This is a genomic window from Micromonospora sp. NPDC049171 (assembly GCF_040648275.1).
Lineage (GTDB): Bacteria > Actinomycetota > Actinomycetes > Mycobacteriales > Micromonosporaceae > Micromonospora.
The window spans coordinates 153,614-180,371 of record NZ_JBEZDJ010000017.1 but is presented as its reverse complement, the minus strand read 5'-3'; the positions used below and the strand labels follow the sequence as shown (position 1 = coordinate 180,371).

Genomic DNA, 26,758 nt, shown 5'->3' with positions numbered 1-26,758 from the left:
GTGTTCGTCGTCGCGACCGCCGGGCACGTCGACCACGGCAAGTCGACACTGGTCCGGGCGTTGACCGGGATGGAACCCGACAGGTGGGCCGAGGAACGCCGCCGGGGCATGACCATCGACCTGGGCTTCGCCTGGACGACACTGCCGTCCGGCGGCACCGTCGCCTTCGTCGACGTACCCGGGCACGAACGGTTCGTGCCGAACATGCTCGCCGGTGTCGGCCCGGTGCCGGCGGCGCTGATCGTGGTCGCCGCCGACGAGGGCTGGATGCCGCAGTCGGCCGAGCACCTGGCCGCGCTCGACGCGCTCGGTGTCGCGTACGGCCTGCTGGTGGTGACCCGGGCGGACCTGGCCGATCCGGGGCCGGCGACGGCCCGCGCCCGCGCCGAGATCGGCGCGACGAGTCTCGGCGCGGTGCAGGCAGTCGCGGTCAGCGGACGGACCGGCGCGGGTCTGCCGGAGCTGCGGGCCGCCCTGGACCGGCTCGCCGCCCGCCTGCCGCCGCCCATGCTGGACGACCCGGTCCGGCTCTGGGTCGACCGCAGCTTCACCGTGCGGGGCAGCGGCACCGTCGTCACCGGCACCCTCGGGGCCGGTCGGCTGCGGGTGGGCGACACGCTGGAGCTGGCCGGTGCCGACGAACCGGTCCGGGTCCGTGGCCTGCACTCGCTCGGCGAGGCCCGCCCGGAGGCCGCCGCGGTGGCCCGGGTGGCGGTCAACCTGCGCGGTACGCCCCGCGACCAGCTCGGCCGCGGTGACGCGCTGCTCACCCCGGGCCGGTTCCAGCACACCGACCTGGTCGACGTCCGACTCACCGGCGACCCGGCCGCCGACCTGCCGGCCACCCTCACCCTGCACGTCGGGTCGGCGGCGGTGCCGGTGCGGGTCCGACCGCTCGGTGCGGACACCGTACGGCTGCGCCTGTCCCGCCCGCTGCCGCTGCTGGTGGGCGACCGGGCGCTGCTGCGCGACCCGGGCCGGCACCACGTCGCCGGCGGGGTGCGGGTGCTGGACGTGGCGCCGCCGCCGCTGGCCCGCCGAGGGGCCGCGGTGGCCCGCGCGCAGGTCCTCGCCGCGGTGGATGGTCGACCCGACCTGGTCGGTGAGCTGCGCCGCCGCCGACTGGTCCGGGCCGGCGCGCTGCTCCGGATGGGCGTGCCGGTGCACGTCGCGCCGGTGGCCGGTGACTGGCTGGCCGACCCCGAGCACTGGCGGCGGCTCGGCGACCAGGTCACCGAGGAGGTCGCCCGCTACGCGCGGGAGCACCCGTTGGAGCCGGGAATGCCGGTGGACGCACTGCGCCAGCGCCTCGCCCTGCCCGACCGGGTGCTGGTCGAGGCGCTGGTCCGGCCGCCGCTGCGCGTACACGCCGGTCGGGTCGGGGCGGCCGGCGCCGCGGACGGGTTGCCCGAGCCGGTGGCGCGGGCCGTGCGGCGGGTCCGCGAAGAGTACGGTGACCGCCCGTTCCGGGCTCCGGAGGCGGACCACCTCGTCGACCTGGGCCTGGGCCCCCGGGAGATCGGCGCCGCGGTGCGGGCCGGTGCCCTGCTGCGGTTGGCCGACAACGTGGTGTTGCTGCCCGACGCGCTCGACGACGCGGTCCGGGTGCTGGCCGGGCTGCCGCAGCCGTTCACCCTCTCCGCGGCGCGGCAGGCGTTGGACACCACCCGGCGGGTCGCGGTGCCGCTGCTGGAGTTGCTGGACCGGCGCGGCGCGACCCGCCGACTGCCCGACGACGCGCGGATCGTCGTCACCTGAGCGCTCGCCCTGCGGGGCTGACAGGGGCGCGCGCGGATGCGATCGTGGGCTGGTGGTCGAGCCGTCCCCGCCCCGGTCGCGACCCGCCGGTGGCAGGTGGCGTGTCGTCGTCCCGGTGGCGCTGCGGTGGGGGCTGGCGGTGCTGTGGGTGCTGTGGGCCGCTCTGGCCTGGTGGGTGCAGCCCCGGGAGTCGACGGAGGCCCAGCTCGACCTGGATCTGGCCGGTGGCCGGGTGGTGACCTTCCAGCGCGCCGATGGCTGGGCCGACGACGGCGCGTACTGGGGCGATCGGCCGGACCCACGGTTCTCGGCTCAGGGCTGGATGCTCGTCTGGACCGTGCCGAACGGGCAGACCCGCTATGCCATGGTCGACCCGCCCGCTGCCCAGTCGTATCCGTCCGGGCCGGATACGTCGGTCGACGGCGGGCGCGACGCGCGGCTCGCCGCTGTTGCGGGCCCGTGGGGCACGTCAGGTGCCCCCGCGCACCGGATCGCGGGCGCCGTCGACCTGCTCGCCGTCGTGCTGCCGCTGCTGTGGCTGGGTCGGCTGATCGGTGGCGCGCCGCCGCTGGTCGGCACCCGGTGGTTCTGGTTCTGGATCGGGCTGCTGCCGTTCGGGCTGGGAGTGCTGGCCTGGTCGTACCGCGAGCTGTGGAGACCACCACCAGCGCCGGCCGCCGACCGTGGCTCGGGCTGGCGTGGCCTCGGTTGGCTGGTGTTCGCTGGCATCGGCCTCACCATGCTGGTGTTCACCGCCCGCACGCTGCTCGGGCCGGCGGTGGTGCCGGGCTGAGCCGGTGGTGCCGGGCTAACCGGCCCCCGGGGCCGCGGTGGTCACCTACGGTGACGCCATGGACCCTTCGGCGGTCTGGCGGGACCGGCAGCACCGGTGGCGGATCGAGGCGTACCGTGCGCCGGATCTGCGGTTCGCCATCTACGCCACCAACGGCCCCACCGAATCCGTGCCGCTGTGGCTGTTCGGTATGTCGGCGCTGGCCCGCTGGTTGATGACCCATGCCATCTCGCTGGACGACCTGGAGGTCGACTGAGTGGTGGCGCGGGCGTAAACCGGACCCGGAGCCGGCCCCGCTGCGGTTGAGTGACCTGAGGCGGCGGACGGGGGTGCGCGATGGGCGGCCAGCTCGTGCAGTTGGCACTGGTGGCGGTGCTGGTGCTGGTCAACGCCGCGCTCTCCGGCAGCGAGATGGCGTTGGTGACGCTGCGCGAGGGGCAGTTGCGGCGGCTGGGTCGACGTGGCGGCGCCGGTGACCGGCTGGTGCGCCTGTCCCGCGATCCCAACCGCTACCTGGCGACCATCCAGCTCGGTATCACCCTGGCCGGTTTCCTCGCCTCGGCGGCGGCCGCGGTGTCGCTGGCCGGGCCGTTGGTCGGGCCGTTGGGCTTCCTCGGCGGCGTGGCCCGTCCCGCCGCGGTGCTGCTGGTGACCGTGCTGCTGACGTTCGTCACGCTGGTGTTCGGCGAGTTGGCCCCGAAACGACTGGCGATGCAGCGGGCGGAGCGGTGGGCGCTGCTCAGCGCCGGACCGCTGGACCTGCTCGCCCGGGTGTCCCGGCCGGCGGTGTGGCTGCTCAGTCGGGCCACCGACGCGGTGGTACGGCTGGCCGGCGGCGACCCGGGGGCCAACCGCGCGGAGATGACCGAGGACGAGCTGCGGGAGATGTTGGCCAGCCAGCGCGGCCTGTCGGCGCAACAGCGGGAGATCCTGACCGGCGCGTTCGACATCGCCGGCCGGACGTTGCGGGAGATCCTGGTGGCCCGCCGGGAGGTGACGACGCTGCCGGCCACCCTGACCGCCGACGAGGGCGTCCGGCGCCTCGCCGCCGCCGGACGGTCCCGTGCTCCGGTCACCGGCCCCGGTGGCCTGGACGAGGTGCTCGGGGTGGTGCACATCCGCGACCTGGTGCGGGCCGGCACGGCACCGGTGGGGGATCGGGTGCGCTCGCCGGTGCTGCTGCCGGTGACCCTGCCGGTCGCCGACGCGATGCGGCAGCTTCGCCAGGAGCATCAGCAACTGGCCCTGGTGGTCGACGAGCACGGCGGGATCGACGGCATGGTCACCATGGAGGATCTGCTGGCCGAGGTGGTCGGCGAGTTGTACGACGAGACCGACCGGGACGTGCACGGGGTGGTCTGGGAGGAGGACGGGTCGCTGCTGGTGCCCGGTGACTTCCCCCTGCACGACCTGCCCGACCTGGGGGTGCGGTTGAGCTTCCCGTTGTCCCGGGAGTACACCACCGTGGCCGGGCTGGTACTGGCCCGACTGCGGCACCTGCCCGGCCGGCCGGGGGAGACGGTCCGACTACCCGGGCTGACCCTGGAGGTGGTGGAGGTCGCCGACCGGGCGGTGCGGCGCGTGCGGTTGCGCGGGTTCACCGCCGAGCGTTGACCGCGTCGCCCGGACGGGGGACACCGGTGCCGAACATTCCCCGCGGCGGATGCGGTCCGCCTACGGTGCGATTCGTGAAGGACCGAGGTTTGCGGACGTTCGTCGCGGTGCTGGCCGGCCTCGCGGTGATCTACTTCGGCAGCGCCGGGCGCAGCCCCGAGGAGGGGCGTGGGATCTCCGGCGGGGTGGTGGTCCTGGCGTTGCTCGCCGCGTTGCTGGTGTGGCACCTGACCCGGCCGGGGGACAAGACGGTGAAGTGAGCCGCCTCAGCGGGCGGCGACCCGACTGACCTCGCCGGCGGACTCCTCGCCGAGCGCCACCCGCACCAGCGCCGAGGCGAGCCGGCCGAAGTCCGGTTCGTCGACCAGGCCGGCCAACCCGTCCGGAGACCCCGGCAGACCCAGCCGCTTCGCCCCGGCGAGGGCCCGACGGTCGGCGTACGGGCGCACATCCGACCAGACCGCCTGCGCTTCGCGGAGGTAGATGTCCGCGCCGGTGGGGCCGATGCCGGGAAACTCGGTGAGGCGTCGACGCAGCCCGGCCGGGTCGCCCTGGGCCTCCCGGTGCAGTCGGCGCAGGTCACCGTGCCAACGGTCCAGGCACAGTCGGGCGCCGGTGCCGAGCATGGTGGCCGTCCGCTCGTCGTAGCGGCGGTAGTGGCCCCGGCCCAACGCGTCGACGCGGTCCTGCCAACTGGCCGCCTCCATGGCCTGCGGCGTGCGGTAGCCCGCGGCGAACAGCTCCCGCGCGGCGTCCACCGCCAGGCACGCCCGGACCCGGGTGCTCAGCAGGGTGGCCAGCACCAGCAGCTGGTAGAGCGGCCGGGGGCGGTCGGCGAGCTGGATGCCGGCCTCCTCGGCGTACGTGCGGCCACGCCGGTCCAACAGGACCCGCGCCACCGTTCGATCGTTGCCCACACCGCAGGGGTACCCACTGCGTGGCCCGCTAGCCGTCGCACCGTCGAGTGGGGTCGGAATGCCGCCGGGGCGGGCGGGTATGCCGGCGGTGGAGGCGGTCGATGCCGCCTGCGTACCGGAGGGAGACGCACCGTGGTCAACCCGCAGCAGGAGGAGTTCCGGCGTAACGCCAAGGGAGCTACCAGCCAGGACAGCAAGGGGCCCACGCCGACCGGGCATCCACTCAACCGCGGTTCGTCGCGCGGTGACGAGGGTCGGCCGGTGCCCAAGGGGCAGGTGTCGCCGTACGGCCCGGCCGGTGAGCCGGTGGCCGACGACGACAGCGGCACCCGCTAACTAACGAGTGCGCCCGGACGGCCGCCGCAACCTGTTCCAGGTGGCGGCGGCCGTCAGCCCGTACGCGAGGTGCGGAATGATGTCCGAGATCCAGTCGGAGCGCCGCCACGTGCGGGGATCGCTGATCCCGAGCGCGGTGATCGACCCGTCGGTCATGGTCATTACGCCGGCGCCGAGCAGGCCGGTGGCCAGCGGCAGTGGCTGGCGCCGACCACCGGCGTAGAGCGCGAACGCGACGCCCGCGGCGATGCCCAGTCCGTAGCCGACAAGCGGCCCGAGGCCCGCGCGGCGGTTCGCCGCCCGGCCGTCGGAGCCCAGGCTCACGTGCGCGATCCCGGCCAGCCGGTCGACGGTCTCCCCGGGGACGTCGCTCTCCGGCCGTCCCCGCAGGGCCATGTCGAGGAAGCTGACCACGTTCAGCGCGGTGCTGCCGACGGCACCAGCGATGGCACCGTCGGCAAGGTCGACCCTGCTCACTTCGGGTCGCCCGGTTCGCGCTCGCTCTTGGGGCCGTACGTGCGGTCGCCGCGCACCACGCCTCGTTGACCGCGATCCTCCTGGAGGATCCGGTTCGCGACCTGGTTGGCCTTACCGTCGGGCACCCGGCGTCCGGAGTCGTCGATCGCGTTGCGCAACCGCGCCCGCTGCTTGTCATAGGCGTTACTGCCCGGCCGTGGTCCTGGCATCTGGTGCCTCCTTCGTCGGGTCTGGCTCTCCTCTACCGCCTTCGGCGGTCGGGGCTCCTGCGTCTACCCGTCTGGCGGCCGGCCAACCTCGGGGGGCTAGCGGGGGGCGTGGACCACGGCGACCGGGCACCGCGCGTGGTGCAGCATCGACTGGCTCACCGACCCCAGCAGCAACCCGGTCACCTCGCCACGCCCCTGCCCACCCACCACCGCCAGTTGCGCGGCGTCGGACGCCTCGGCCAGCACGGCGCCGGTCCGGCCGCGGACCGCCCGACAGGTCAACCGCAGCTCCCGGTGCTGCTCGGTCAGCCCGGTCAGCCACTCGGCGAGCATCCGCTCCTGCTCGCCGTGCAGCGTCGTCTCGTCGTACACCAGGGGTTGCATGTCGCCGGGGCCGCTGCTGCCCGGATGCCGGTAGGCGTGCACCGCCACCAGCGGCACGCCGCGCGACACGGCCGTCTCGGCCGCGAAGTCGGCCGCCAGCCGGGAGGCCGGCGAGCCGTCCACCGCGACCAACACCGGCTCGTCGGGCCGTTGCGCGCCGCGGGCCACCAGCACCGGGCAGTCGGCGTACGCGGCGACCTGCACCGCGACCGAGCCGACCACGAGCGCCGAGAAGCCGCCCAGCCCCCGGTCGCCGAGCACGATCAGCGCGGCGGTCGGTGACTCGCCCACCAGTACCGCGGCGGCCTCACCGTCGATGATCTCACCGGAGATCGACAGCCCCGGTACGGTCGCCTCGGCCTCGGCCACGGCGGCCTGGACCAGCTCCTCGGCCCGGTGGCGCAGCCCACCGCCGGGCGGCGCGTCCGGGGCGGGGGAGACCGGCACGTGCAGCAGCGGCCAGATGAACCCGTGCACGACCCGCAGGGGCCGATGTCGGCGCGCCGCCTCCGTGGCGGCGAGGCGTACGGCGCGTAGGGCCGGCTGCGAGCCGTCCACGCCGACCACCACCGCCGCGCTGTTCGCCGAGTTCACCGCCCACCTCCCGCTCGGGGCCAGTATCGCGGGCGGGACCGTCTCCGCGTCGTGATACCGCCGAGCGCGCCGGGGTCGGTACGCTGGCGACCACCGGTCCGGGAGGGGGATTGTCGATGGGTGAACCGGACCAGCCGAGCACCGCCCGCATGATCGACTTCTGGCTCGGTGGGGCGCACCACTTCCCGGTCGACGTGGCCGCCGCGAGCGCGTTCGAGCAGGCGTACGGGCCGTGCGCGCCGGTGTTCCGGGAGCTGCGGGCGTTCCTGGGGCGGGCGGTGCGGGTCATGGTCGCCCACGGCGTGGACGGTTTCCTGGTGTTCGGCGCCGGGGTGCCCACGATGGGCAACGTGCACGAGGTCGCCACCGACGCGACGGTGCTCTACACCGACGTCGACCCGGTGACCATCCGGTTGGGGCAGAGCATCCTCACCGGCAGTGACCGGGCCGGCTACGGCTTCGGTGACGCGACCGACATCGGCACGGTCGACCCGGCGCAGCTGCACCGTTTCGTGCCGGGCTGGGGCCGTCGGCCGGTCGGGGTGGTCTTTCTCGGGCTGGCCGCGTTCCTCGACGACGCGACGCTGACGCACACCCTCGACGAGCTGTACGTCGGCGCGGCGCCGGGCAGCCTGCTCGTCGTGGACTTCGACACCGAGGAGTTGGCGGGTCACCCGCAGGCGCTGGCGATGATGGGGCCACAGTTCCGGATGCGCCCGCCGTCGGCGTTCGCGCCGCTGCTGGGCCGCTGGGCGCCGACGGCGGACGGGATCGTGCCGGTCGCCCGGTGGCGGCCGACGGGTCCGCCGGCGCAGGTGCCCGACGCGTTCCACGGTGTGCTCGCGACCCGTAACGCCGACTGACCGCGGGGATTCGCCGCCTCGGGGTGTCCGTATGATGCTTGCCCTATAGCAAGCTTCTGGAGAGGACGACCATGGTGGACCCGCCGGAGGTGGTGTCGCGCGTGCTGCGCGAGGCCCCGCCCGACCAGTTGGCCGAGGCGGCGGACCAGGCCATCCGGTCGACGCTGGGCGCGCTGCGCACCGACGTGTTCGTGGCCGACTATCGGATCAGCGGCCTGTGGCCGCTGCTGGACCCGGATCTGCCGGCGGCCGGCTTCCTGGCCTGCCACACCGTGGCGCAGCGGTGCTTCAGCAGCCAGCAACCGGTCCGCGACGCCGCCGGCGAGGGCCCCTGCCGGCTCTACCTGCCGTTGACGGTGTGGGGGGAGCGGTTGGGCGTGCTGTTGGTCGAGCTTCCCGCCGTACCGAATTCGACGGTCACCGGGCAGGCGACCGACATCGCCGCCGCGCTCGCGGTCGCGATGCGTGCCGCGGACCGGGGGACCGACCGGTACCGGCGGGCCCGCCGCCGGGAGCGACTGACGATGGCCGCCGAGATGCAGTGGGATCTGCTGCCCGGTCGCAGCGTCGCCAACCAGGCGTTCCAGCTGGCCGGCCAGCTGGAACCGGCGTACACCGTGGGTGGGGACCACTTCGACTGGTCTCTCGACGGCGACCGTCTCACCGTGACGGCGCTCAACGGCGAGGGCAGTGGTCTGACCGCGTCGATGCTGACCGCCGTGACGGTGAACGCGATGCGCAACGCGCGTCGCTCCGGTGGCGGCCTGGTGGAACAGGCCGAGCTCGCCTCGGACACGGTCTTCTACCAGCACCGGGGCCGCCGGTACGTGGCCACCCTGCTGCTGGAGCTGGACACGCGCACCGGCCGGGTGCGGGCGGTCGACGCGGGCTCCCCGCACCTGCTGCGGATGCGCGGGGCCACGGTGGAGCCGATCAAGCTGGACCAGCAGTTGCCGTTGGGGATGTTCGCCGAGACCCGATACGAGGTGCAGGGGTTGCAACTCGCGCCGGGTGACCGCCTGGTCGTGGTCAGCGACGGGGTGTGGGCGGCCGAGCCACCGGGCCAGGAACCGTACGGGGAGCGGATGATGGCCCGTTCGCTGCGCGCCACACGGTTGCAGCCGGCGGCCGAGGCGGTTGGTACGGTAATGCGCGAGCTGCACGCTTACCACGCGGACTCCGACCTGCGCGACGACGCCGTCGTGGTGTGTCTGGACTGGCACGGTCCGCGTGGGCGGGGCAGCGGGTGAGGGTCCCTGCCAACCCGTCTGGCGGGCACCAGCGCGACAACGGCAGGGGACATCACGTGGAGCGACCTGCGGATCTCGCCTCTGCTATCGACGCGGCGGCCGGGACGCTGATCGCCGTGCTCGACTCGGCCGCGTCGCGGCACCAGGTGCCGCCCACCCAGTTGCGGGTGTTGACGCTGCTCAGCAGTCGACCGGAGACCAATGTCAACGCGTTGGCGGAGCTGCTGGACGTGGTGCCGTCGTCGGCGAGCCGCCTCTGCGACCGGCTGGAGGCGACCGGGCTGCTGCGTCGGATGGCCGATCCCCGGGACCGGCGCGAGGTGCGGTTGGTGCCGACGCCGGCGGCGCTGACGCTGCTGGGGGAGCTGGCCGAGCGTCGGCAGCGGGCGGTGCAGGCGGTGCTGGATCGGATGCCGGTGCGGATGCAGCACGATCTGTTGCTGTCGTTGGTGGCGTTCGGCCGCGCGGCGACCCAGTCGGTGCCCGAGCAGCCGACCGACTCGGCGGTCCAGACGGCCTGAGCGCGTGATCCACTCGCGTTCAAGAAAGTCGGGGTGTCCAGGGCTCGTGAACGCCCCGACATCAACGCACCTCTAGTATCCTAGGACGCTTTAGCGGTGGTGATCCACACCATAGTGCGACAACAGCCGCACCGAGCACGAGCGGCGGCGCCGGGAAAGCCGAGACGAGCCCGATATAGTGACAGCGCACTCGCCCGGCCCGTGATCTTCGAGATCGCGGGCCGGATCAGGGAAGAGACCCCACCCGGGGCCGCAGGGGAGCCGGCGCTGGCCGGCCCGACAGCGCGTACGACGTCGGCCGGGGGTCCGTGCCGTGGAGGAGGATCGGTGTCGCGTCCGGCTCGGGCAGAGCAACCGCGGGACACCGGTGATGAGGCCCCCGGCAACCAGGTGCTCACCCTGCCCAACCTGATCAGCTTCGTGCGGCTGCTGGGCGTCCCACTGTTCCTGTATCTGTTCCTGGTCGAGCGGGCCGACGTGGCGGCGATCGTCGTCCTGGCCATCGGCGGCACCACCGACTGGGTCGACGGCTGGATCGCCCGTCGCCTGCACCAGGTCAGTCGACTCGGGGAGTTGCTCGACCCGTTCGCCGACCGGCTCTACATCCTCGCCACCCTCGTCGCGTTCACCGCCCGGGAGGTGGTGCCGTGGCAGTTCACCGCGGCGCTGCTGGCCCGCGAGCTGCTGCTGCTCGGCTCGCTGGCGGTGCTGCGCCGCCACGGGTACGGGCCGCCGCCGGTGCACTACGTGGGTAAGACCGCCACGTTCCTGCTGCTGGCGGCGTTCCCGGTGCTGTTGTTGGCCAGCGAGTGGGCCGCGGCGGCGACAGCGACGGCCGCGATCGGCTGGGCGTTGGCGTGGTGGGGGCTGGTGCTCTACTGGGTGGCCGGCGGGATGTACGTGGTGCAGGCCGCGCGGCTGGTGCGCGCCGTGCGCGGCCCGGGAGCGGCGGCATGAGCGCGCCGCAGCCGGGCAAACCCCGCCCGGATCGGGTGTACGCGCCGGACTTCCTCACCGAGTTGTTTCGCAATCCACTGGATCCGGGGTATGCGGATGCGGCGGCTGCCCGCCGGCGTTCGGCGTCCACCGAGCCGGTCCGGGGGTGGCGTGCCTGGCCGGCGCGGTCGGTCAGTGTGGTCGTGGTGGTGTTGCTCGGTTTCCTGTTCGCGGTGGCGTACCGGCAGACGGTGGCGGACGAGCCGGGGCGCAGTCAGGCTCGCTCCGGTCTGGTGGCGCAGATCAAGGAGCGGGAGGGCCAGACGGACCGGTTGTCCACGCGAGCGGACCAGCTGCGCGAGGAGGTCGGTCGGCAGCGGGACGCGGCGTTGAGTGGGTCGACCGCCGCGCGGCTTCGGGACCTGGAGGCGAGCACCGGGCTGGGTCGGGTGCGCGGCGACGGTGTGGTGGTGCGGTTGGCGGACGGGCCGGGTAAGGCGGACGCGGTGACGGGTGCTGGCGCGGGGCCGTCGCGGGTGCTGTACAGCGATCTGCAGGGGGTGGCGAACGCGTTGTGGAGTGCCGGTGCGGAGGCGGTTTCCATCAACGGGCAGCGGTTGACCTCGACGTCGACGATCCGGACGGCGGGTGACGCGATCCTGGTGGATTTCCGGCCGGTGATGGGGCCGTACGAGGTGTCGGCGATCGGGCCGGGGTCGATGCGGCGCAAGTTCGAGAACAGTCGGAACGCGGATCTGATGCGGGAGGTCGCGCAGAAGACCGGGTTGTCGTTCGGTGTGCGGGAGGCGGATGACCTCACCCTGCCGGCGGCTCCGGAGCCGCAGCTACGCTACGCGAAGCCGTCGGTCAGTCCGAGCCCTTCCGCGTCGGGTGTCCGGTCCGGTAGTCCCGGGTCGTCTGGTTCGACGACGACCGCTAGCCCCTCCGGAGGTGGCCGATGATCGCGGTGCTGGCGTTGCTTGCCGGTGTGGTGCTGGGTGTGTGGCTTGATCCCACGGTGCCGGCGGCGTTGCAGCCGTACCTGCCGATCGCGGTGGTGGCCGCGTTGGACGCGGTGTTTGGTGGGGTTCGGGCCAGGTTGGACCGCATCTTCGACGACAAGCAGTTCGTGGTGTCGTTCATCTCGAACGTGTTGGTCGCTGGTCTGATCGTGTATCTGGGTGACCAGCTCGGGGTGGGCGGGCAGTTGTCCACCGGTGTGGTGGTCGTGTTGGGTGTGCGCATCTTCGGCAATGTGGCGGCGATCCGTCGGCACCTGTTCCGGGCGTAGGTTTGACGGCGATGAGTGACGAGCAGAGCGACACGGGGACCGGGTGGCCGCAGCCGGGTGGGCCGACGCGCCCGGGTGGGCCGGCGGGTGAGCCGGATCCGCGTCCGGACGCGCCGGATCCGGATGAGCTGAGTCCGTTGGCCCCGCAGGAGCCGCCCGAGCGGCCGGTGGAGCCCGCGGAGCGGCCGGTGGAGCCCGCGGAGCGGCCGGACGAGGAGCCCGCGGGGGAGCCGGTCGACGGCGACGGTGCGACGGTGGACCTGAGCGCGGTGTCGCGGTCGGGGGAGCCGGTGGTGGGTGCTGACGGGTTGGCCGAGCCGGCCGGGGTGGCGGCGGTGCCGGTGGCGGCGGGTCGGTTCCGGTGGAGTACGGCCGGTGTGATGATCGTGGCGCTGTTGGTGTTGCTGGGTTTCACGTTGGTGGTGCAGTTGAAGACGACGTCGACGGATCCGACGTTGGGGGCGACGCGTCAGGAGGACCTGGTGCGGATCCTGTCGGATCTGGATGCCCGGGAGAGTCGTCTGCAGCAGGACATTCGGGCTCTGGAGGACAGTCAGCGGCAGTTGCACTCGGGTGAGCAGGGTCGTCAGGCGGCGTTGGACGAGGCGACGCGGCGGGCGAACGAGTTGGGCATCCTGGCGGGTACGTTGCCGGCGGTGGGGCCGGGGTTGACGGTGCAGTTTGATGCTGGTGTCAAGCCGATCACGGCGACCCGGGTGTTGGACGCGGTGCAGGAGTTGCGGGGTGCGGGCGCGGAGGCGATGCAGATCGCCGGTGGTGACCGGGCGACGGTGCGGATCATCGCGTCGACGTACTTCCTCGATGGGGACAACGGGTCGTTGGTGGTGGAGGGGCGTCGGTTGACGGGGCCGTTCACGATCACGGTGATCGGTGATCCGGCGACGATGCGTACGGCGTTGAACATTCCTGGTGGGGTGGTGGCGTCCGTCCGGGGTGTCGGCGGTAACGTGACGTTTGGGGAGCGTGAGGTTGCCGAGGTTTCGGCGCTGCACGCTCCGATCAAGTTGGAACACGCCCGTCCGGTCTCCTGACCGGCGCGGCCGCGCCGGACCTGGGTGGTTCGGGGCACCGATGGATGAGGACGCGTCTGGTGATTCCTGAGGATCTGCGATACACCGCCGAGCATGAGTGGGTGGCGGGTGACGGCACGGGTTCGATCCGGGTCGGTATCACGCACTTCGCGCAGGACGCGCTGGGTGACATCGTGTACGTGCAGTTGCCCGAGGCGGGTGCGGTGGTCGCGGCCGGTGATTCGTTGGGTGAGATCGAGTCGACCAAGAGCGTGTCGGAGATCTACGCGCCGGTGGCCGGTACGGTTGCGGCGCGCAACGAGGCGTTGGGTGACACACCGGAGTTGATCAACACTGATCCGTACGGTGAGGGTTGGTTGGTGGAGATCACGCCGAACGATCCGACGGCGACGGACGGGTTGCTGACGGCGGCTGCTTATCAGAAGATCACCGAAGGCTGAGTGTGCGTGATCCGGTGCGTTAGCTGTCTGCGCGCGTCCGGTTGCCCTGCATTTCGGCGCTGGCTAGGCTCGCCCAGTCGACCGAGAACCCAAATAGTTGAGCGTTGCGGAATTGCCTTCCCGGGCACGGGGAGCCAGCCGCCGGGTGGACAAGCGCCCGGCGGCCAGACCCGCCATTACCCGACGCCGACCGAACAGATCCGTGAGGTGGTCCCATGACGCGGCCAGACGACGAGTTCCCCCCGCTCGACGTCACTTCGACGCTCAATCTCGGTTCGCTCGACGAAGTGCTGGAAGGGCCGGATACCGATGTGGTGCCGAGCCGGATGTCCGGTTCGTTGCCGCCGGGTATGGCGCTGCTGGTGGTTCGTCGAGGTCCGAATGCGGGTGCCCGGTTCCTGTTGGACCACGATGTGACGACCAGTGGCCGGCATCCGGACAGTGACATCTTCCTTGATGACGTGACGGTGTCGCGTCGGCACGCGGAGTTCCACCGTGATGGTGGGACGTTCACGGTGCGGGACGTGGGTAGCCTGAATGGCACGTACGTGAATCGTGAGCGGGTTGAGGCGGCCACGTTGAGCAATGGTGATGAGGTTCAGATCGGTAAGTTCCGGGTGGTGTTCATCGCCGGTCCGCGCCCGGAGGAGGAGGCCGGCCGGGGGTGAACGAGCCTGCGGCCTCCACGTCACCCGGGGCGGCTCGGTCTCAGCCGCTGATGAGCATCGGTGAGGTGCTTGGGCAGTTGCGGGTGGATTTTCCGGACACCACGATTTCGAAGCTGCGGTTTCTTGAGGCCGAGGGTTTGGTCGAGCCGCAGCGGACGGCGGCGGGTTACCGGAAGTACAGCTGGGACGATGTGGCGCGGTTGCGGTTCGTGTTGACCGCGCAGCGGGACAAGTACCTGCCGTTGCGGGTGATCCGTGAGCAGTTGGCCCAGTGGGATTCGTCTGGTGAGCAGCCGGGGCGGTCGCGGCCGGCGTTGGTGGCGGTTGGTCCTGATGGTGCGGTGCCGGGTCGTGAGTCGGTGGAGCCGGTCGAGTCGTCGCAGGTGCGGCTCGGCCGGTCGGATCTGGTGGCGCGTAGTGGGATCGACGAGTCGACGTTGGTGGAGTTGGAGCGGCTCGGTGTGGTGGTGTCGGATCCGCCGGGGTGGTATGACGCGGATGCGTTGATCATCGCGTCTGCGGTGGCGGGTTTGGCGTCGTACGGGTTGGAGCCGCGGCACCTGCGGGGTTATCGGACGGCGGCGGACCGTGAGGTTGGTTTGTTCGCGCAGTTGGTGGCGCCGTTGGCGCGGCAGAGTGATCCGGCGGCGCGGGCTCGGGCGGCGGAGACGGCGCGTGAGTTGGTGGCGTTGTCGGAGCAGTTGCACGCGGCGTTGGTGCGGGTGGGGCTGCGTTCGACGTTGGGTCGGTGAGGGTGCCCGGTGAGTGGTGGCTGAGCGGAAAGATCTCTTCCGGGAAGCGTGCCGTAGGCTTGCCGGGGTAACCCCTTTCTGGCGCGGGCGTGGTGCTGTAGCGGACGGGACGGCCGTGTCGCGGTCCGTGTACCGTGCAGGGAAAGGGCGCGGTGCGGCGTAGGTGACAACGACACGGAGGCGGCGGTGCGCGAGCTGAGCGTGGTCGGAGTTCGGGTGGAGTTGCCTAGCAACCAGCCGATCGTCCTGCTCAGGGAGGTCGAGGGGGACCGCTATCTGCCGATCTGGATCGGCGCGGTCGAGGCCACGGCTATCGCTTATGAGCAGCAGGGGGTCAAGCCGGCCCGGCCGTTGACGCATGATCTTTTGCGGGACGTGTTGGCGGCGTTGAAGGCGCCCCTGCAGGCGGTGGAGATCACCGAGCTCAAGGAGAACGTCTTCTACGCGGATCTGTTGCTCGGCGATGGGGTGCGGGTGTCGGCGCGTCCGAGCGATTCGATCGCGTTGGCGTTGCGTGTCGGTGCGCCGATTCGTTGTGCTGAGCAGGTCCTCACTGAGGCGGGGATCGTCATTCCTGATGAGCAGGAGGACGAGGTGGAGAAGTTCCGCGAGTTCCTGGAGCAGGTGCGTCCGGAGGATTTCGCGGGCTGAGTGGGCCGTGGGCTCTGCTCCCGGGTGTCACTGTGGGTGATGCCCCGCCGTGGTTGGTGATCTTTCTCGGTGGCTGCGCGGCGTGTCGTGTCGGTTCCTCCGTGGTAACCCCTGAAGGTGGCTATAGGGTTGCCGTGTCGAGGGGTGCGTGTCGGAAGGAAACGACGCGTTGCCGCACTGACGGGGGAGGTTGTCCGGATGCACGAGCCGCGGGATCCCGAGCCAGGCAGAGAGTTCGACGAGCCGGCTGCGTCGTCGCCAGGTGTGGCGGTCGACGGTGACGGTTCGGTCGGCTACCGGGGTGTGACGGCCTGCCACGCGGTGGGCATCAGTTACCGGCAGTTGGATTACTGGGCGCGGACGGCGCTGGTGGTGCCGAGCGTGCGGGACGCCTCTGGTTCGGGGACGCAGCGGTTGTACTCGTTCCGGGACCTGGTGGTGTTGAAGGTCGTGAAGCGGTTGTTGGATGCGGGGGTGTCCCTGCAGAACATCCGCAAGGCGATCGAGGCGTTGCGGTCGCGTGGTGTGGAGGATCTGGCCGGGATCACGCTGATCTCTGATGGGACGACGGTGTATGAGTGCCGGTCTCCGGAGGAGGTGGTCGACCTGTTGCAGGGTGGCCAGGGTGTCTTCGGGATTGCCATCGGTGGGGCGTTCAAGGAGATCCAGGGGTCGTTGTCGCATCTGCCGGCGGAGCCGGCGACGAGCGCTCCGGTGGAGTCCGCGGTGGCGTCGGGGTCGGATCCGGTGGGTGACGAGTTGGCGGCGCGGCGGGCGCGACGGCGGGCTGGCTGAGCGTAGGGGCGTTCGCCTTTTTTCGGGTTGGTTTTCTCGCGACCGTCGGTGACGGTGGGTGGCGGCGGTGGGTGAGTTCGCTCCACTGTGGACACGGTGGGTGTCGTTGTGGTGGCCCAGTGTGGAGATACCCGCCGGTAGTGGTGACGCTGCGTTTCGTCCCATTGTCGGGAACGCGATAGGGCGGCAATGACCCCGGGCGATTGACACGCTATGGTCCGACACGGTTATCGACCCTTCACCCCCGGAGGAACGACCGTGACGGTTACCGAAGAGGCTGCCCCCAAGTCGCACTACGACCGAATTGGCGGTGCCAGCTCGGTCAAGGCGGCTGTGGAGCTGTTCTATGACAAGGTGTTGGCCGACCCGGCTTTGGCGGGCTATTTCGCCGAGGTGGAGATGGTGGGTCAGCGGCGGCACCTGACGTTGATGTTGACCACGGTGCTGGGTGGCCCGAACGAGTACACCGGTCGTGGGTTGGCCGAGGCGCACCAGCCGCTGAACATCCCGGTGGAGCACTACGCGAAGGTGGGCGAGCACCTACTGGCGACGCTGACGGAGCTGGGTGTGCCGGGTGACGTCCTGGCCGACGTGCGGGTGGTGCTGGGGCAGGTGCAGGACCAGGTGGTGGCCTCCGGAGACCGGTCGGGCGCCTGAGCGTGGACGCGGCCCAACTCAAGCAGAGCTGGTCGGTGGTCGCCGGGCACGGTGATCAGGTGCCGCTCTATTTCTATTCGACGTTGTTCCTCGCTCATCCTGAGACGAGGCAGATGTTCCCGACGAACATGGCCGGGCAGCGGGACCGTCTGGTGACCGCGTTGGGGCACATCGTGTCCAACGTGGACCAGGTGGACCGGCTTGTTGGTTTCCTCCAGGATCTCGGCGCGGACCACCGCAAGTTCGCGGTCCGTGCGGAGCACTATCCGGCGGTCGGTGAGGCGCTGTTGGCGACGTTGCAGCATTTCCTCGCCGAGCAGTGGACCGACGAGTTGGCGGCGGACTGGGCGGCCGCGTACGGGTTGGTGGCGCAGGTGATGACGGAGGCGGCGCAGGCCGCCGAGGCGGTGAACCCGCCGTGGTGGGTGGCGGAGATCGTGGCGCACGAGCGGCGGGCGTTCGACGTGGCGGTGCTGACGGTGCGTCCGCAGTACCTGTTGCCGTTCACCCCGGGTCAGTCGATCGGGGTGTCGCATCCGTCGGTGCGGTCGTGGCGGTACTACTCGCCGGCGAACGCGCCGCGGGCGGACGGCACGTTGGAGTTGCATGTGCGGGCCGCGCCGGGTGGTGCGGTGTCGTCGCGGCTGGTGTACGGGTCGGCGATCGGGGATCGGATCCACCTGGCGGCGCCGGTCGGGGAGCGGCTGGGGTTGTGGGCGGCGGGTTCCAGTGATCTGTTGTTGTTGGTCGCGGGGACTGGCTGGGCGCCGGTGAAGGCGTTGGTGGAGCAGGTCGCGGCGGAGGGTTCGCGGCGGCGGGTGGACCTGTACGTGGGGGCCCGTTCCCGCAGTGAGCTCTACGACAGCGAGGCCATCGACAAGTTGGCGTCGTCGTACCCGTGGTTGACGGTGACCTATGTGGTGGGTGCCGATGTGCATCGGCCCGGGGAGTTCCTGCACGCGGTGGACCGGGCGTTGGCCGACGGTGACTGGCGTTCTCGGCACGTGTTCGTGTGCGGTTCGGACGAGATGGTGTCGTACGCGGTGCGGGCGTTGCTGCAGGCGGGTTTCCACTCGGGTCAGGTGCATCACGAGGGCCTGGGTGAGCAGTGGTATGGCCCGGCGTGGCGTACGGCGGTGCAGCAGTCGACCGTCGGTGACATTTCGGGAGGTGGGCACAGGTGAGCGCGAGGAGTGAGCTGGCGGGCCCCGCAGTGGTGAACGGAGGCGGCCGCAGGTGAGTGCGACTCCGATCAGTCGGTACGACGGGATGCAGGTGTCCGGCGCGGTGCAGGTGCGGATGACCGCCGATCGGGTGCGGCGGTGGCAGTTCGGGGCGGCGTCGTTCGCGCGTCGTGGCTATGACAACGCCGACGTGGACCGGTTCCGGATGCAGATCGCCGACGAGTTGGATGTGTTGGCGACGCAGCTCGCGACGTTGCGGGCGGAGAACGAGCGGTTGACCGACCGGGTGGAGCTGCACCGGCACGGGGTGATCCCGAGCACGGGGGCGGCGGGGAAGACCCCGGCGGCGCGGGAGGTGAATCTGCTGTCCGCGGCGCAGCGGGAGGCGGAGCAGATCATCGCGCAGGCGCATGACTATGCGCGGCGGGTCGCCGAGTACGCCCGGGTGCAGTATGAGAGTTACCTGCACGCGGCGGAGGCGGAGGCGAAGCAGGAGGCGGAGCGGGCGGTGGCGGAGTACCGCCGCGCGGCGGGGTCGAGCTTCGACGACACGGTGGCGACCCGGGAGGCGTTGCGGATCTTCGGGGAGATGATGGTGTCGCACATGCAGGCGGCGGCGCGGCATCTCGATGACGGCAGTGAGCAGTTGGCCCGGACGATGGATCGGATCTCGGCGGAGACGCCGGGTGCGCCGTTCGTCGGTGGTGTGGTGGGTCAGTCGGCGTTGCCGCGGCACCAGCAGCGGTGATCACCCCGGGGTGGGGTTCGTCGACGCGAATCCCACCCCGGGGGTGGTCAGCTGAGGCGTTGGTGGAGGTGGAAGGTCACCTCGGTGCCGGCGTCGCTCTTGCCGATGGTCTTGCACAGGGCGGCCCGGATGGGTAGCCAGTGCGGGCCGGCGCCGGAGGGCATGAGGGTGGCGTTGAACGGGTGACCGTCGATGGTGCCGGTGACCTTGACGGCGCGGCGGGTGCCGAGGAGCTGCGCGGAGTCGGGGACTGTCACGTAGGTGGCGAACGCGCCGTCTTTCTCGATGGGCGCGGTGAAGCGGTGATCGAGTGGTTGTGGGTCCATTGTTCTCCTCGGTCGGTGGGTGCTCAGGTGGTGGCGGCGCGGATGGCGTCGGCGATCGGGGTGGGCCCGTCGACGAGTTCCAGGGTCGCGCCGGCGGTGCCCGGCTCGTCGAGCAGTGCGACGAGGACGTGGGCGACGTCGGCGCGGCTGATCGCGCCCCGCCCGGCGTGTCGGGTGAGGGTGACCCGGCCGGTGGGCGGGTCGTCGGTGAGCCGGCCGGGCCGCAGCACCGTCGCGGCCAGGTCGCGGCCGCGCAGGTCGTCCTCGGCGGCGCGTTTGGCGCGCAGGTACGCCGCCCACACGTCGTCGGTGCCGGCGGCTGGTGGGTCGTCCACGCCCATCGAGGAGACGAGCAGGTAGCGGCGGACACCGGCGCGGGTGGCGGCGTCGGCGAGCAGCGCCGCGCCGGCCCGGTCGACGGTGTCCTTGCGGGCGGCGCCGCTGCCGGGGCCGGCACCGGCGGCGAAGATCACCGCGTCGGCGGTGTCGAGGTGCGCGGCGAGGTCGGCGACGTCGGTGTGTTCCAGGTCGCAGATGACGGGGGTGGCGCCGACGGCACGTAGCGTCGCGGCCTGCTGGGGGTTGCGGATCAGGCCGACGGCGCTGTCACCGCGCCCGGTGAGGTGACGTTGGACGAGTAGGGCGATCTTGCCGTGGCCTCCGGCGATGACGACACGCATGTGCCGAACCTACCGGCGGTGGGCTCGGGCGCGGCCGTGGCGTGCCGTGACGGCGATCGTCAGGCGATCGAGCCGGTTCGGTTCGCCGATGACGTCGATCGTGTGGATGAGTCCGGCGACGATGCCCAGACGCAGGGCGGCTTGCAGCCGCCCGCGTGGGGCGATCACGATGCCGGGCGCCCCGTCGACCCAGGCCACGGCGCTGGCGCGGGAGCGTGCGGTGAACAGCTTGGTCTCCTCGGCCACCAGGCGCGCGCCGCGGATCTCGGTCGCGACGTCATCGGGGACCAGAATTCGGTCGACCCGGCGGACCACGTCGGGGGCCAGCAGGTCGAGCAGCGCCGGTAGGTCACCACCACGGGACGCGGCGAGGAAGGCGTCCACGAGGAGCAGGTGCTCGGCCGTCTGCCGCTGGTGGACCGGCTGCTCGCCGGCGGCCGGGTAGACCCGGTCGCGGGCCCGGCTGGCCAGCTTCTTCGCCGCTGCCGGTGAGCGGTCCATCAGTGGGCCGATCTCCTCGAAGGGGACGGAGAACAGGTCGTGCAACACGAAGGCGACCCGCTGCGCCGGGGAGAGCCGGTCCAGCACCACCAGCAGCGCCAGTCCTACCGACTCGGCGAGGAGCACCTCCTCCTCGCCGGTGCGGGTCACGGCGGTGGGGCGCGACGTCATCCCGGCCGTCTCGATGCCGTCGCCGAGGATGACCTCGCCGCGGCGGCGCCTCGCCCGCAGCAGGTCCAGACACTGCCGGGCCGTCACCGTGGTGAGCCACCCGCGCAGATTCGCGACGTCGCTCAGATCCGCCTGACTGGCCTTGATCCAGGTCTGCTGCACCACATCATCGGCGTCGTGCCCGGAACCGACCAGGCGGTGGGCCACCGCCCGCAGATGGTGCCGGTGTTGCTCGAACCGTGCGGCCAGAGCCTCGTCCGAATCCACAGGGGTCACCTTTCCGCGACGGGCGACGTCATAGGGGTGACCAACCCGCGACGACCGTAGCGACCCTGAGGAGTCCGACACCGTGAACCTATCGCTCTCGAAGGTCCTCCGCGACCACCAAACGCCCGGGTGGGAGGGCTGACACCTGTGGCTGCCATCTACCTGATCGTGACCATCGCGACGATGAGCGCGAACGCCGCCATCGCGATCGCGGATTTCCGCCGCGCCGCCTTCGTGCTCGCGAACTCCGCGGCGGTCGGCGTGCCGTCCTCCTGGCTTCCGCTGCTGGGCGGCCTCAAGGCCGCCGGAGCGGCCGGTCTGCTTCTCGGTCTTGTCGGTGTTCCGCTCGTCGGTTCTGCCGCCGCCGCCGGCCTCACCCTGTTCTTCATCGGCGCGGTCGCCGCGCACCTGCGCGCCGGAGTTCACCACAATCTGATCTTCCCCGGCGCGTACCTGGCCCTGGCCGTCACGACCTTCGCCCTCAGTGTCAGCACCGCGAGGTAGGCGTGCGGGAGCCCGACGGTCGGCTGGGCGTCGGGGGTGCGAGGGGCGTCGTTGCTCGGATCCGACCGCCGGGCTTGACCTTGACCTTCGGGCAACCCCCAGCCTGGGGTGTGCCGGTCGCCGTGACCGGCACGAGGAGGATGGCGACGTGGGGCTGTGGACCATCGGGGTGTTCGCCCGGGCGGCGAGGCTGACGCCGAAGGCGCTGCGCCTCTACGAGCAGGTGGGGCTTCTGCTGCCAGCCGCTGTCGATCCCGAGTCCGGGTATCGACTCTACGACCCGGAGCAGTTGCCGGTGGCTCGGCTGGTCGTCCAGCTACGGCGCATCGGTATGCCGCTGGCGACGATCCGGGTCGTGTGTGCGCTGGAGCCCGTGGCGGCGGCGGAGGTGGTCGCCGCGTACTGGCGGGAGGTCAGCGCCGACACCGCGGTCCGGGCCCGGCTCGCCACCGTCCTCGTGGAGCATCTTCTGGAAGGGGACGTCACCGTGTCTCGAACGAATCCCGAGCTTGCCGTTCGCTGTGCCGCCGGGTGTGCCACCGGGGCGGCGCGCGACAGCAACGAGGACGCCGCGTACGCCAGTGAGCGGCTGTTCGCCGTCGCCGACGGTATGCGGGGGCCCGGTGGGGCTGCCGCCAGTGCCGCCGCCATCGACGCTCTCCTGCCGTTGGCGCTCGCCGACACCCCGGCGGTGGACCTGCTGACCATGCTGGCCGGTGCGGTCACCGACGTCGACCGCACCGTGCGGGCGTTGGCCACCGACGAGTACCAGCCGGTCACCACGTTGACCGCGTTGCTGCGCAGCGGCTCCCAACTGGCTCTGGTGCACATCGGTGACACCCGGGCGTACCTGTTGCGCGGCGGGGAGTTGTCGCTGCTGACGCAGGATCACACCTGGGTGCAGACCCAGGTGGATCAGGGTCGTCTCGACTCCGACGAGGCCGCCGCGCATCCGCAGCGGGCGGTGCTGGTGCGCGCGCTGGGTGGGGGCCGGCAGGTCGAGGCTGATCTGGCGCTGCGGACCGCGGTGCCCGGTGACCGGTACCTGCTGTGCTCCGACGGGCTGTGGGCGGTCGTGGATCGTGCTGATCTGCACGCGACGCTGGGTGCCGGCGGCGGTCCCGAGGACACCGTGGGTGCGCTGATCGACCTGGCGCAGGCGCACGGTGGACCGGACAACATCGCCTGCGTCATCGCCGACGTCGCAGCGGCGTAGTCCCCACCCCCACCCCACCCCCATCCCACCCCGTCCCCACCCGAGGCGGTTGATCATGGGGTTATTGTCACGACACGCCGCGACGGCCGACTATAACTCCATGATCAACGGGGTGGGGGTGGGGTGGGGGTTTCCTGCCGAACCGGCGACAGTCCCGGGGGTTCGGCGGGGGCGGGTGGGTTGAGGCAGCATGGAGGGGTGACGGACAGTTTCGAGGCGTTGCGGGCGCTGGTGGCCGGTGGTGGGGTGGTGGTGCTCAGCGGCGCCGGCCTGTCCACCGAGTCGGGCATCCCGGACTACCGGGGGCCCAGCGGGGTGGCGCGGCGGCACACCCCGATGACCTTCCAGGCGTTCACCCGGGATCCCCTCGCGCGGCGGCGTTACTGGGCGCGCAGTCACCTGGGGTGGCGGTTGATCGCGGGTGCGGCGCCCAACGCCGGGCACCGGGCGGTGGTCGGGCTGCAACACGCCGGCCTGGTCGATGAGGTGATCACCCAGAACGTCGACGGTCTGCACGGTGTGGCGGGCAGCACGTCGGTGATCGAGTTGCATGGTCGCCTGGACGAGGTGATCTGCCTGGACTGCGGCAACCTGACCTCCCGGGAGGAGGTGGACCGGCGGTTGCGCGAGGCCAACCCGGACTTCGTGGCCCAGGTCGCCGCGGTGAACCCGGACGGTGACGTGGATCTCCCCGATGAGCAGGTGGCCGCGTTCCGGCCGGTGGACTGCGGCATCTGCGGCACCGGGATGTTGAAGCCGGACGTGGTGTTCTTCGGCGAGACGGTCCCGCCGCAGCGGGTGGCGCGGTGCTTCGCCGCCGTGGAGCAGGCCCGGTCGTTGCTGGTGCTCGGGTCGTCGTTGACGGTGATGTCGGGGCGCCGTTTCGTGATCCGCGCCGCGAAACGGGGCATTCCGGTGGCGATCGTCAACCAGGGGCCGACCCGTGGTGACGGCCACGCCACCATCTGCGTCGACGCGCCCCTGGGTGCGGTGCTGTCGGAGTTGGCCGGCCGGGTGGGTGGTGCGGCGCCGGTCGGGGTGTGACAGCCCGGCCGGGGGTCGGACATCTGCCGGAAACACCGGCGCTGGTAGCGTTGACCATGCCGGTAACACCCACGTGGGAGAGACCGCCCGAGGGCACTCAGGGCGGCGCCGAAGGGGCAAATCCTCCCCGGAACCTCTCAGGCAAAAGGACCTCGTGGGCAGGCACTGTGGAGCACCCCTGCGCGGGTGCGACAGAGGGGGAGGCCGACACGTCGACCTCGCCCCGGGAGTGCCCCTGATGACCGTAGAGCAGTTCGCCACCCGTCACATCGGTCCCGGCCCCGACGACGAGCGTCGGATGTTGGAGGTCGTCGGGCATCACTCGATCGACGAGCTGATGGACGCCGCGATCCCCGAGGTGATCCGCTGGCACGGCACCCTGGACCTGCCCGATCCGGCCACCGAGGCCGAGACGATCGCCGAGCTGCGGGCCCTCGCGGCGCGTAACACCGTCGCCGTGTCCATGATCGGGTTGGGGTACCACGGCACGCACACCCCGGCGGTGATCCGCCGCAACGTCCTCGAAGACCCGGCCTGGTACACGGCGTACACCCCGTACCAGCCGGAGATCAGCCAGGGCCGCCTGGAGGCGCTGCTGAACTTCCAGACCATGGTCACCGACCTGACCGGCCTGACCACCGCGAACGCCTCCATGCTCGACGAGGGCACCGCCGCGGCGGAGGCGATGACCCTCGCCCGCCGGGCCTCCAAGAGCAAGAGCCGGGTGTACGTCGTCGACGCCGACGCGTTGCCGCAGACCATCGCGGTGATCACCAGTCGGGCCGAGCCGCTCGGCATCGACGTGCGGGTCCTCGACGTGCAGCGCGACGAGTTGCCGGCGGAGTTCTTCGGCCTGCACCTGCAGTACCCGGGGGCGTCCGGGGCGGTACGCGAGCACGCCAGCCTCGTGCGGGCCGCACACGCCGTCGGTGCCCTGGTCACCGTCGCGGCGGACCTGCTGGCGTTGACGCTGCTGCGCGCACCGGGGGAGATCGGCGCGGACATCGCCGCCGGCACCACCCAACGCTTCGGCGTACCCATGGGCTTCGGTGGGCCGCACGCCGGTTACCTCGCGGTACGCGCGGGCCTGGAGCGGATGCTGCCCGGGCGTCTGGTCGGGGTGTCGCGCGACGCGGACGGCAACCCGGCCTACCGATTGGCGTTGCAGACCCGCGAACAGCACATCCGGCGGGAGAAGGCGACCAGCAACATCTGCACCGCGCAGGTGCTGCTCGCGGTGATGGCCGGCATGTACGCCGTGTACCACGGCCCGGACGGGCTGCGCGACATCGCGGCGCGTACCCATCAGATGGCGGCGCGGCTCGCGGCCGGGCTGCGCGCCGGTGGCGTCGACGTCGCGGACGTCGCGTTCTTCGACACCGTCACCGCGCGCGTGCCGGGCGCGGCGGCGCAGGTCGTCGCGGCGGCCGCCCAGCGGGGCGTGAACCTGCGGCTGGTCGACGCCGACCGGGTGGGGATGTCCTGCGACGAGACGACCACCGACGCGCACCTGGCACTGGTGTGGGAGGCGTTCGGGGTGCCCGCGTTCGACGGGCCCGTGGACGCGGCCCTGCCGGCCGACCTGACGCGCGGCAGCGACTTCTTGACCCACCCGGTGTTCCGCAGCCACCACTCCGAGACGGCGATGCTGCGTTACCTGCGGCGGTTGTCGGACTTCGACTACGCCCTGGACCGGGGCATGATCCCACTCGGGTCGTGCACGATGAAACTGAACGCCACCACCGAGATGGAGCCGGTCAGCTGGGCCGAGTTCGCGAACGTCCACCCGTTCGCACCGGACGCGCAGACCGTCGGGTACCGGGAGATGATCGGCCAGCTGGAGTCGTGGCTGGCCGAGGTGACCGGCTACGACGCGGTCAGCGTGCAGCCCAACGCCGGGTCGCAGGGTGAGCTGGCCGGGCTGCTCGCGATCCGCTCCTACCACGCGTCGCGGGGTGAGTCGCACCGCGACGTGTGCCTGATCCCGTCGTCGGCGCACGGCACGAACGCGGCGTCGGCGGTGATGGCCGGCATGCGGGTCGTCGTGGTGGCCTGCGACGAGGACGGCAACGTCGACCTGGTCGACCTGGACGCGAAGATCGACAAGCATCGGGACGCGCTCGCCGGGATCATGGTGACGTACCCGTCGACGCACGGCGTGTACGAGACGGGCATCGCGTCGCTGTGCGCGAAGGTCCACGACGCCGGCGGTCAGGTGTACGTCGACGGGGCGAACCTCAACGCCCTGGTCGGGTTCGCCAAGCCCGGCAAGTTCGGCGCGGACGTGTCGCACCTGAACCTGCACAAGACGTTCTGCATCCCGCACGGCGGCGGTGGCCCCGGTGTGGGCCCGGTCGCGGTGCGCGCGCACCTGGCGCCGTTCCTGCCCGGCGACCCGCTCGGGGCGCACGCGGACGCCACGCCGGCGATCTCGGCGGCGAAGTACGGGTCGGCGGGCATCCTGCCGATCCCGTGGGCGTACCTGCGGATGATGGGCGCGCAGGGCCTGACCCGGGCCACCGGGGTGGCGGTCCTCGCCGCGAACTACGTGGCAGCCCGTCTGCGGGGACACTTCCCGGTGCTCTACGCCGGCAACAAGGGCCTGGTGGCCCACGAGTGCATCCTCGACCTGCGGCCGTTGACGAAGTCGACCGGGGTGAGCGTCGACGACGTGGCGAAGCGGCTGATCGACTACGGGTTCCACGCGCCGACGATGTCGTTCCCGGTGGCGGGCACGCTGATGGTGGAGCCGACCGAGAGTGAGGACCTGGCCGAGCTGGACCGGTTCTGCGACGCGATGATCGCCATCCGGGCGGAGATCGACCAGGTGGGTTCCGGGGCGTGGCCGCTGGGGGACAACCCCCTGGCGAACGCGCCACACACCGCGGCGATGGTCAGCGGTGACGAGTGGTCGCACGCGTACCCGCGGTCGGTGGGCGCGTACCCGGCCGGGGTGGACCGGGCCGGGAAGTACTGGCCGCCGGTGCGGCGCATCGACGGCGCGTACGGCGACCGGAACCTGGTCTGCTCGTGCCCGTCGCCGGAGGCGTTCGAGGACTGACAACGCCGTTCGACGGCGCGCCGGGGCGGGCGGTTACGGCCTGCCCCGGCAGCCGCTGCGACCTGGGCGGGGACGTCCCTTACCGGGGGACTAGCCTG

32 protein-coding genes and 1 riboswitch are annotated in these 26,758 nt (G+C 71.7%); of the genes, 25 read left to right on the top strand and 7 right to left on the bottom strand.

All coding sequences use genetic code 11. The annotated features are described in order from the left end of the window. From selB to AB0B14_RS22290, 5 genes are all read left to right on the top strand, one after another. The gene (gene selB / locus AB0B14_RS22310) at positions 1 to 1,758 is read left to right on the top strand and encodes a selenocysteine-specific translation elongation factor (protein ID WP_357523918.1); all 1,758 of its coding nucleotides are present in this window, start codon (positions 1 to 3) and stop codon (positions 1,756 to 1,758) included. Between the two features lie 52 nt (positions 1,759 to 1,810). Beyond that, entirely contained in the window at positions 1,811 to 2,551 is a 741-nt protein-coding gene (locus AB0B14_RS22305; protein ID WP_357523916.1) for a hypothetical protein, read from the top strand. 58 nt (positions 2,552 to 2,609) lie between these two features. After that, the gene (locus tag AB0B14_RS22300) at positions 2,610 to 2,807 is read left to right on the top strand and encodes a hypothetical protein (protein WP_030327722.1); all 198 of its coding nucleotides are present in this window, start codon (positions 2,610 to 2,612) and stop codon (positions 2,805 to 2,807) included. An 80-nt stretch (positions 2,808 to 2,887) separates the two neighbouring features. Further along, a complete protein-coding gene (locus tag AB0B14_RS22295) occupies positions 2,888 to 4,165 on the top strand; it encodes a hemolysin family protein (protein ID WP_357523914.1) in 1,278 nt (425 codons plus the stop codon). 74 nt (positions 4,166 to 4,239) lie between these two features. Then, on the top strand, positions 4,240 to 4,425 hold the full coding sequence (locus tag AB0B14_RS22290; RefSeq protein ID WP_357067901.1) for a hypothetical protein: 186 nt from the start codon (positions 4,240 to 4,242) through the stop codon (positions 4,423 to 4,425). Between the two features lie 6 nt (positions 4,426 to 4,431). Here AB0B14_RS22290 and AB0B14_RS22285 read toward each other — a convergent pair whose 3' ends face one another. Next, entirely contained in the window at positions 4,432 to 5,082 is a 651-nt protein-coding gene (locus tag AB0B14_RS22285; protein ID WP_357067588.1) for a hypothetical protein, read from the bottom strand. A gap of 132 nt (positions 5,083 to 5,214) precedes the next feature. On the opposite strand from AB0B14_RS22285, the gene AB0B14_RS22280 reads away from it, so the two are divergent. Then, positions 5,215 to 5,418 (top strand): hypothetical protein, encoded by a 204-nt coding sequence (locus AB0B14_RS22280; RefSeq protein ID WP_357067586.1) that lies wholly within the window; start codon positions 5,215 to 5,217, stop codon positions 5,416 to 5,418. On the opposite strand, the gene AB0B14_RS22275 is transcribed toward AB0B14_RS22280, so the two are convergent. From AB0B14_RS22275 to AB0B14_RS22265, 3 genes are all read right to left on the bottom strand, one after another. Beyond that, on the bottom strand, positions 5,419 to 5,895 hold the full coding sequence (locus AB0B14_RS22275; protein WP_357067584.1) for a hypothetical protein: 477 nt from the start codon (positions 5,893 to 5,895) through the stop codon (positions 5,419 to 5,421). Beyond that, positions 5,892 to 6,104, bottom strand: a complete 213-nt coding sequence (locus tag AB0B14_RS22270) for a phosphatidylethanolamine-binding protein (protein WP_088989541.1) — start codon at positions 6,102 to 6,104, stop codon at positions 5,892 to 5,894. Before AB0B14_RS22270 ends, AB0B14_RS22275 begins: the two co-directional genes overlap by 4 nt. 96 nt (positions 6,105 to 6,200) lie before the next feature. Continuing rightward, positions 6,201 to 7,082: a universal stress protein gene (locus AB0B14_RS22265; protein ID WP_357523912.1), complete on the bottom strand. Its 882-nt coding sequence runs from the start codon at positions 7,080 to 7,082 to the stop codon at positions 6,201 to 6,203. Positions 7,083 to 7,198: 116 nt separating this feature from the next. Between AB0B14_RS22265 and AB0B14_RS22260 the strand changes: the two genes are divergently transcribed. The 15 genes from AB0B14_RS22260 to AB0B14_RS22190 all read left to right on the top strand — a co-directional run bounded on the left by AB0B14_RS22260 (position 7,199) and on the right by AB0B14_RS22190 (position 18,890). After that, the gene (locus tag AB0B14_RS22260; RefSeq protein ID WP_357067579.1) at positions 7,199 to 7,945 is read left to right on the top strand and encodes an SAM-dependent methyltransferase; all 747 of its coding nucleotides are present in this window, start codon (positions 7,199 to 7,201) and stop codon (positions 7,943 to 7,945) included. Positions 7,946 to 8,016: 71 nt separating this feature from the next. Further along, complete coding sequence (locus AB0B14_RS22255; protein WP_357067577.1) at positions 8,017 to 9,195, top strand: PP2C family protein-serine/threonine phosphatase; 1,179 nt, start codon at positions 8,017 to 8,019, stop codon at positions 9,193 to 9,195. Positions 9,196 to 9,251: 56 nt separating this feature from the next. Beyond that, positions 9,252 to 9,716 (top strand): MarR family transcriptional regulator, encoded by a 465-nt coding sequence (locus tag AB0B14_RS22250; protein WP_357067575.1) that lies wholly within the window; start codon positions 9,252 to 9,254, stop codon positions 9,714 to 9,716. A 327-nt stretch (positions 9,717 to 10,043) separates the two neighbouring features. After that, entirely contained in the window at positions 10,044 to 10,673 is a 630-nt protein-coding gene (locus tag AB0B14_RS22245) for a CDP-alcohol phosphatidyltransferase family protein (protein ID WP_357067573.1), read from the top strand. Further along, entirely contained in the window at positions 10,670 to 11,614 is a 945-nt protein-coding gene (locus tag AB0B14_RS22240) for a DUF881 domain-containing protein (protein ID WP_357067571.1), read from the top strand. Before AB0B14_RS22245 ends, AB0B14_RS22240 begins: the two co-directional genes overlap by 4 nt. Continuing rightward, positions 11,611 to 11,943: a small basic family protein gene (locus AB0B14_RS22235; protein ID WP_030327710.1), complete on the top strand. Its 333-nt coding sequence runs from the start codon at positions 11,611 to 11,613 to the stop codon at positions 11,941 to 11,943. Before AB0B14_RS22240 ends, AB0B14_RS22235 begins: the two co-directional genes overlap by 4 nt. A gap of 11 nt (positions 11,944 to 11,954) precedes the next feature. Next, positions 11,955 to 12,995 carry a DUF881 domain-containing protein gene (locus AB0B14_RS22230; RefSeq protein WP_357523910.1) on the top strand — a complete coding sequence of 347 codons (1,041 nt, stop codon included), beginning with the start codon at positions 11,955 to 11,957 and terminating at the stop codon, positions 12,993 to 12,995. A 59-nt stretch (positions 12,996 to 13,054) separates the two neighbouring features. After that, a complete protein-coding gene (gcvH, locus tag AB0B14_RS22225) occupies positions 13,055 to 13,435 on the top strand; it encodes a glycine cleavage system protein GcvH (RefSeq protein ID WP_357067567.1) in 381 nt (126 codons plus the stop codon). Between the two features lie 215 nt (positions 13,436 to 13,650). Further along, entirely contained in the window at positions 13,651 to 14,103 is a 453-nt protein-coding gene (locus tag AB0B14_RS22220) for an FHA domain-containing protein (RefSeq protein ID WP_007071101.1), read from the top strand. 50 nt (positions 14,104 to 14,153) lie between these two features. Then, complete coding sequence (locus AB0B14_RS22215) at positions 14,154 to 14,855, top strand: MerR family transcriptional regulator (protein ID WP_357067565.1); 702 nt, start codon at positions 14,154 to 14,156, stop codon at positions 14,853 to 14,855. 186 nt (positions 14,856 to 15,041) lie between these two features. After that, positions 15,042 to 15,506 carry a bifunctional nuclease family protein gene (locus AB0B14_RS22210; RefSeq protein WP_357067563.1) on the top strand — a complete coding sequence of 155 codons (465 nt, stop codon included), beginning with the start codon at positions 15,042 to 15,044 and terminating at the stop codon, positions 15,504 to 15,506. Positions 15,507 to 15,704: 198 nt separating this feature from the next. Further along, positions 15,705 to 16,301 carry a MerR family transcriptional regulator gene (locus tag AB0B14_RS22205; RefSeq protein WP_357067561.1) on the top strand — a complete coding sequence of 199 codons (597 nt, stop codon included), beginning with the start codon at positions 15,705 to 15,707 and terminating at the stop codon, positions 16,299 to 16,301. 258 nt (positions 16,302 to 16,559) lie between these two features. Further along, a complete protein-coding gene (locus tag AB0B14_RS22200) occupies positions 16,560 to 16,958 on the top strand; it encodes a group 1 truncated hemoglobin (RefSeq protein ID WP_357067559.1) in 399 nt (132 codons plus the stop codon). A gap of 2 nt (positions 16,959 to 16,960) precedes the next feature. Then, positions 16,961 to 18,142, top strand: coding sequence for a globin domain-containing protein (locus tag AB0B14_RS22195; RefSeq protein WP_357067557.1), 1,182 nt, complete (start codon positions 16,961 to 16,963; stop codon positions 18,140 to 18,142). 52 nt (positions 18,143 to 18,194) lie between these two features. Then, positions 18,195 to 18,890, top strand: coding sequence for a cell division protein DivIVA (locus AB0B14_RS22190; protein WP_357523908.1), 696 nt, complete (start codon positions 18,195 to 18,197; stop codon positions 18,888 to 18,890). Between the two features lie 47 nt (positions 18,891 to 18,937). On the opposite strand, the gene AB0B14_RS22185 is transcribed toward AB0B14_RS22190, so the two are convergent. Genes AB0B14_RS22185 through AB0B14_RS22175 form a run of 3 tightly spaced genes read right to left on the bottom strand, consistent with a single transcriptional unit; the run spans position 18,938 to position 20,835 of the window. Next, positions 18,938 to 19,216, bottom strand: coding sequence for a DUF1905 domain-containing protein (locus tag AB0B14_RS22185; protein WP_357067553.1), 279 nt, complete (start codon positions 19,214 to 19,216; stop codon positions 18,938 to 18,940). A gap of 23 nt (positions 19,217 to 19,239) precedes the next feature. Beyond that, positions 19,240 to 19,896, bottom strand: coding sequence for an NAD(P)H-binding protein (locus tag AB0B14_RS22180; protein WP_357523906.1), 657 nt, complete (start codon positions 19,894 to 19,896; stop codon positions 19,240 to 19,242). A 9-nt stretch (positions 19,897 to 19,905) separates the two neighbouring features. Continuing rightward, on the bottom strand, positions 19,906 to 20,835 hold the full coding sequence (locus AB0B14_RS22175) for a sigma-70 family RNA polymerase sigma factor (RefSeq protein ID WP_357523904.1): 930 nt from the start codon (positions 20,833 to 20,835) through the stop codon (positions 19,906 to 19,908). A gap of 168 nt (positions 20,836 to 21,003) precedes the next feature. Between AB0B14_RS22175 and AB0B14_RS22170 the strand changes: the two genes are divergently transcribed. The 4 genes from AB0B14_RS22170 to gcvP all read left to right on the top strand — a co-directional run bounded on the left by AB0B14_RS22170 (position 21,004) and on the right by gcvP (position 26,660). Continuing rightward, on the top strand, positions 21,004 to 21,339 hold the full coding sequence (locus tag AB0B14_RS22170; protein ID WP_357523902.1) for a DoxX family protein: 336 nt from the start codon (positions 21,004 to 21,006) through the stop codon (positions 21,337 to 21,339). Between the two features lie 148 nt (positions 21,340 to 21,487). Next, positions 21,488 to 22,555 (top strand): MerR family transcriptional regulator, encoded by a 1,068-nt coding sequence (locus AB0B14_RS22165; protein WP_357523900.1) that lies wholly within the window; start codon positions 21,488 to 21,490, stop codon positions 22,553 to 22,555. A gap of 198 nt (positions 22,556 to 22,753) precedes the next feature. Further along, positions 22,754 to 23,599 (top strand): NAD-dependent protein deacetylase, encoded by an 846-nt coding sequence (locus tag AB0B14_RS22160; RefSeq protein ID WP_357523897.1) that lies wholly within the window; start codon positions 22,754 to 22,756, stop codon positions 23,597 to 23,599. Between the two features lie 64 nt (positions 23,600 to 23,663). Further along, positions 23,664 to 23,762, top strand: a riboswitch (glycine riboswitch). 75 nt (positions 23,763 to 23,837) lie between these two features. After that, complete coding sequence (gcvP, locus tag AB0B14_RS22155; protein ID WP_357523895.1) at positions 23,838 to 26,660, top strand: aminomethyl-transferring glycine dehydrogenase; 2,823 nt, start codon at positions 23,838 to 23,840, stop codon at positions 26,658 to 26,660. Positions 26,661 to 26,758 lie beyond the last annotated feature (98 nt).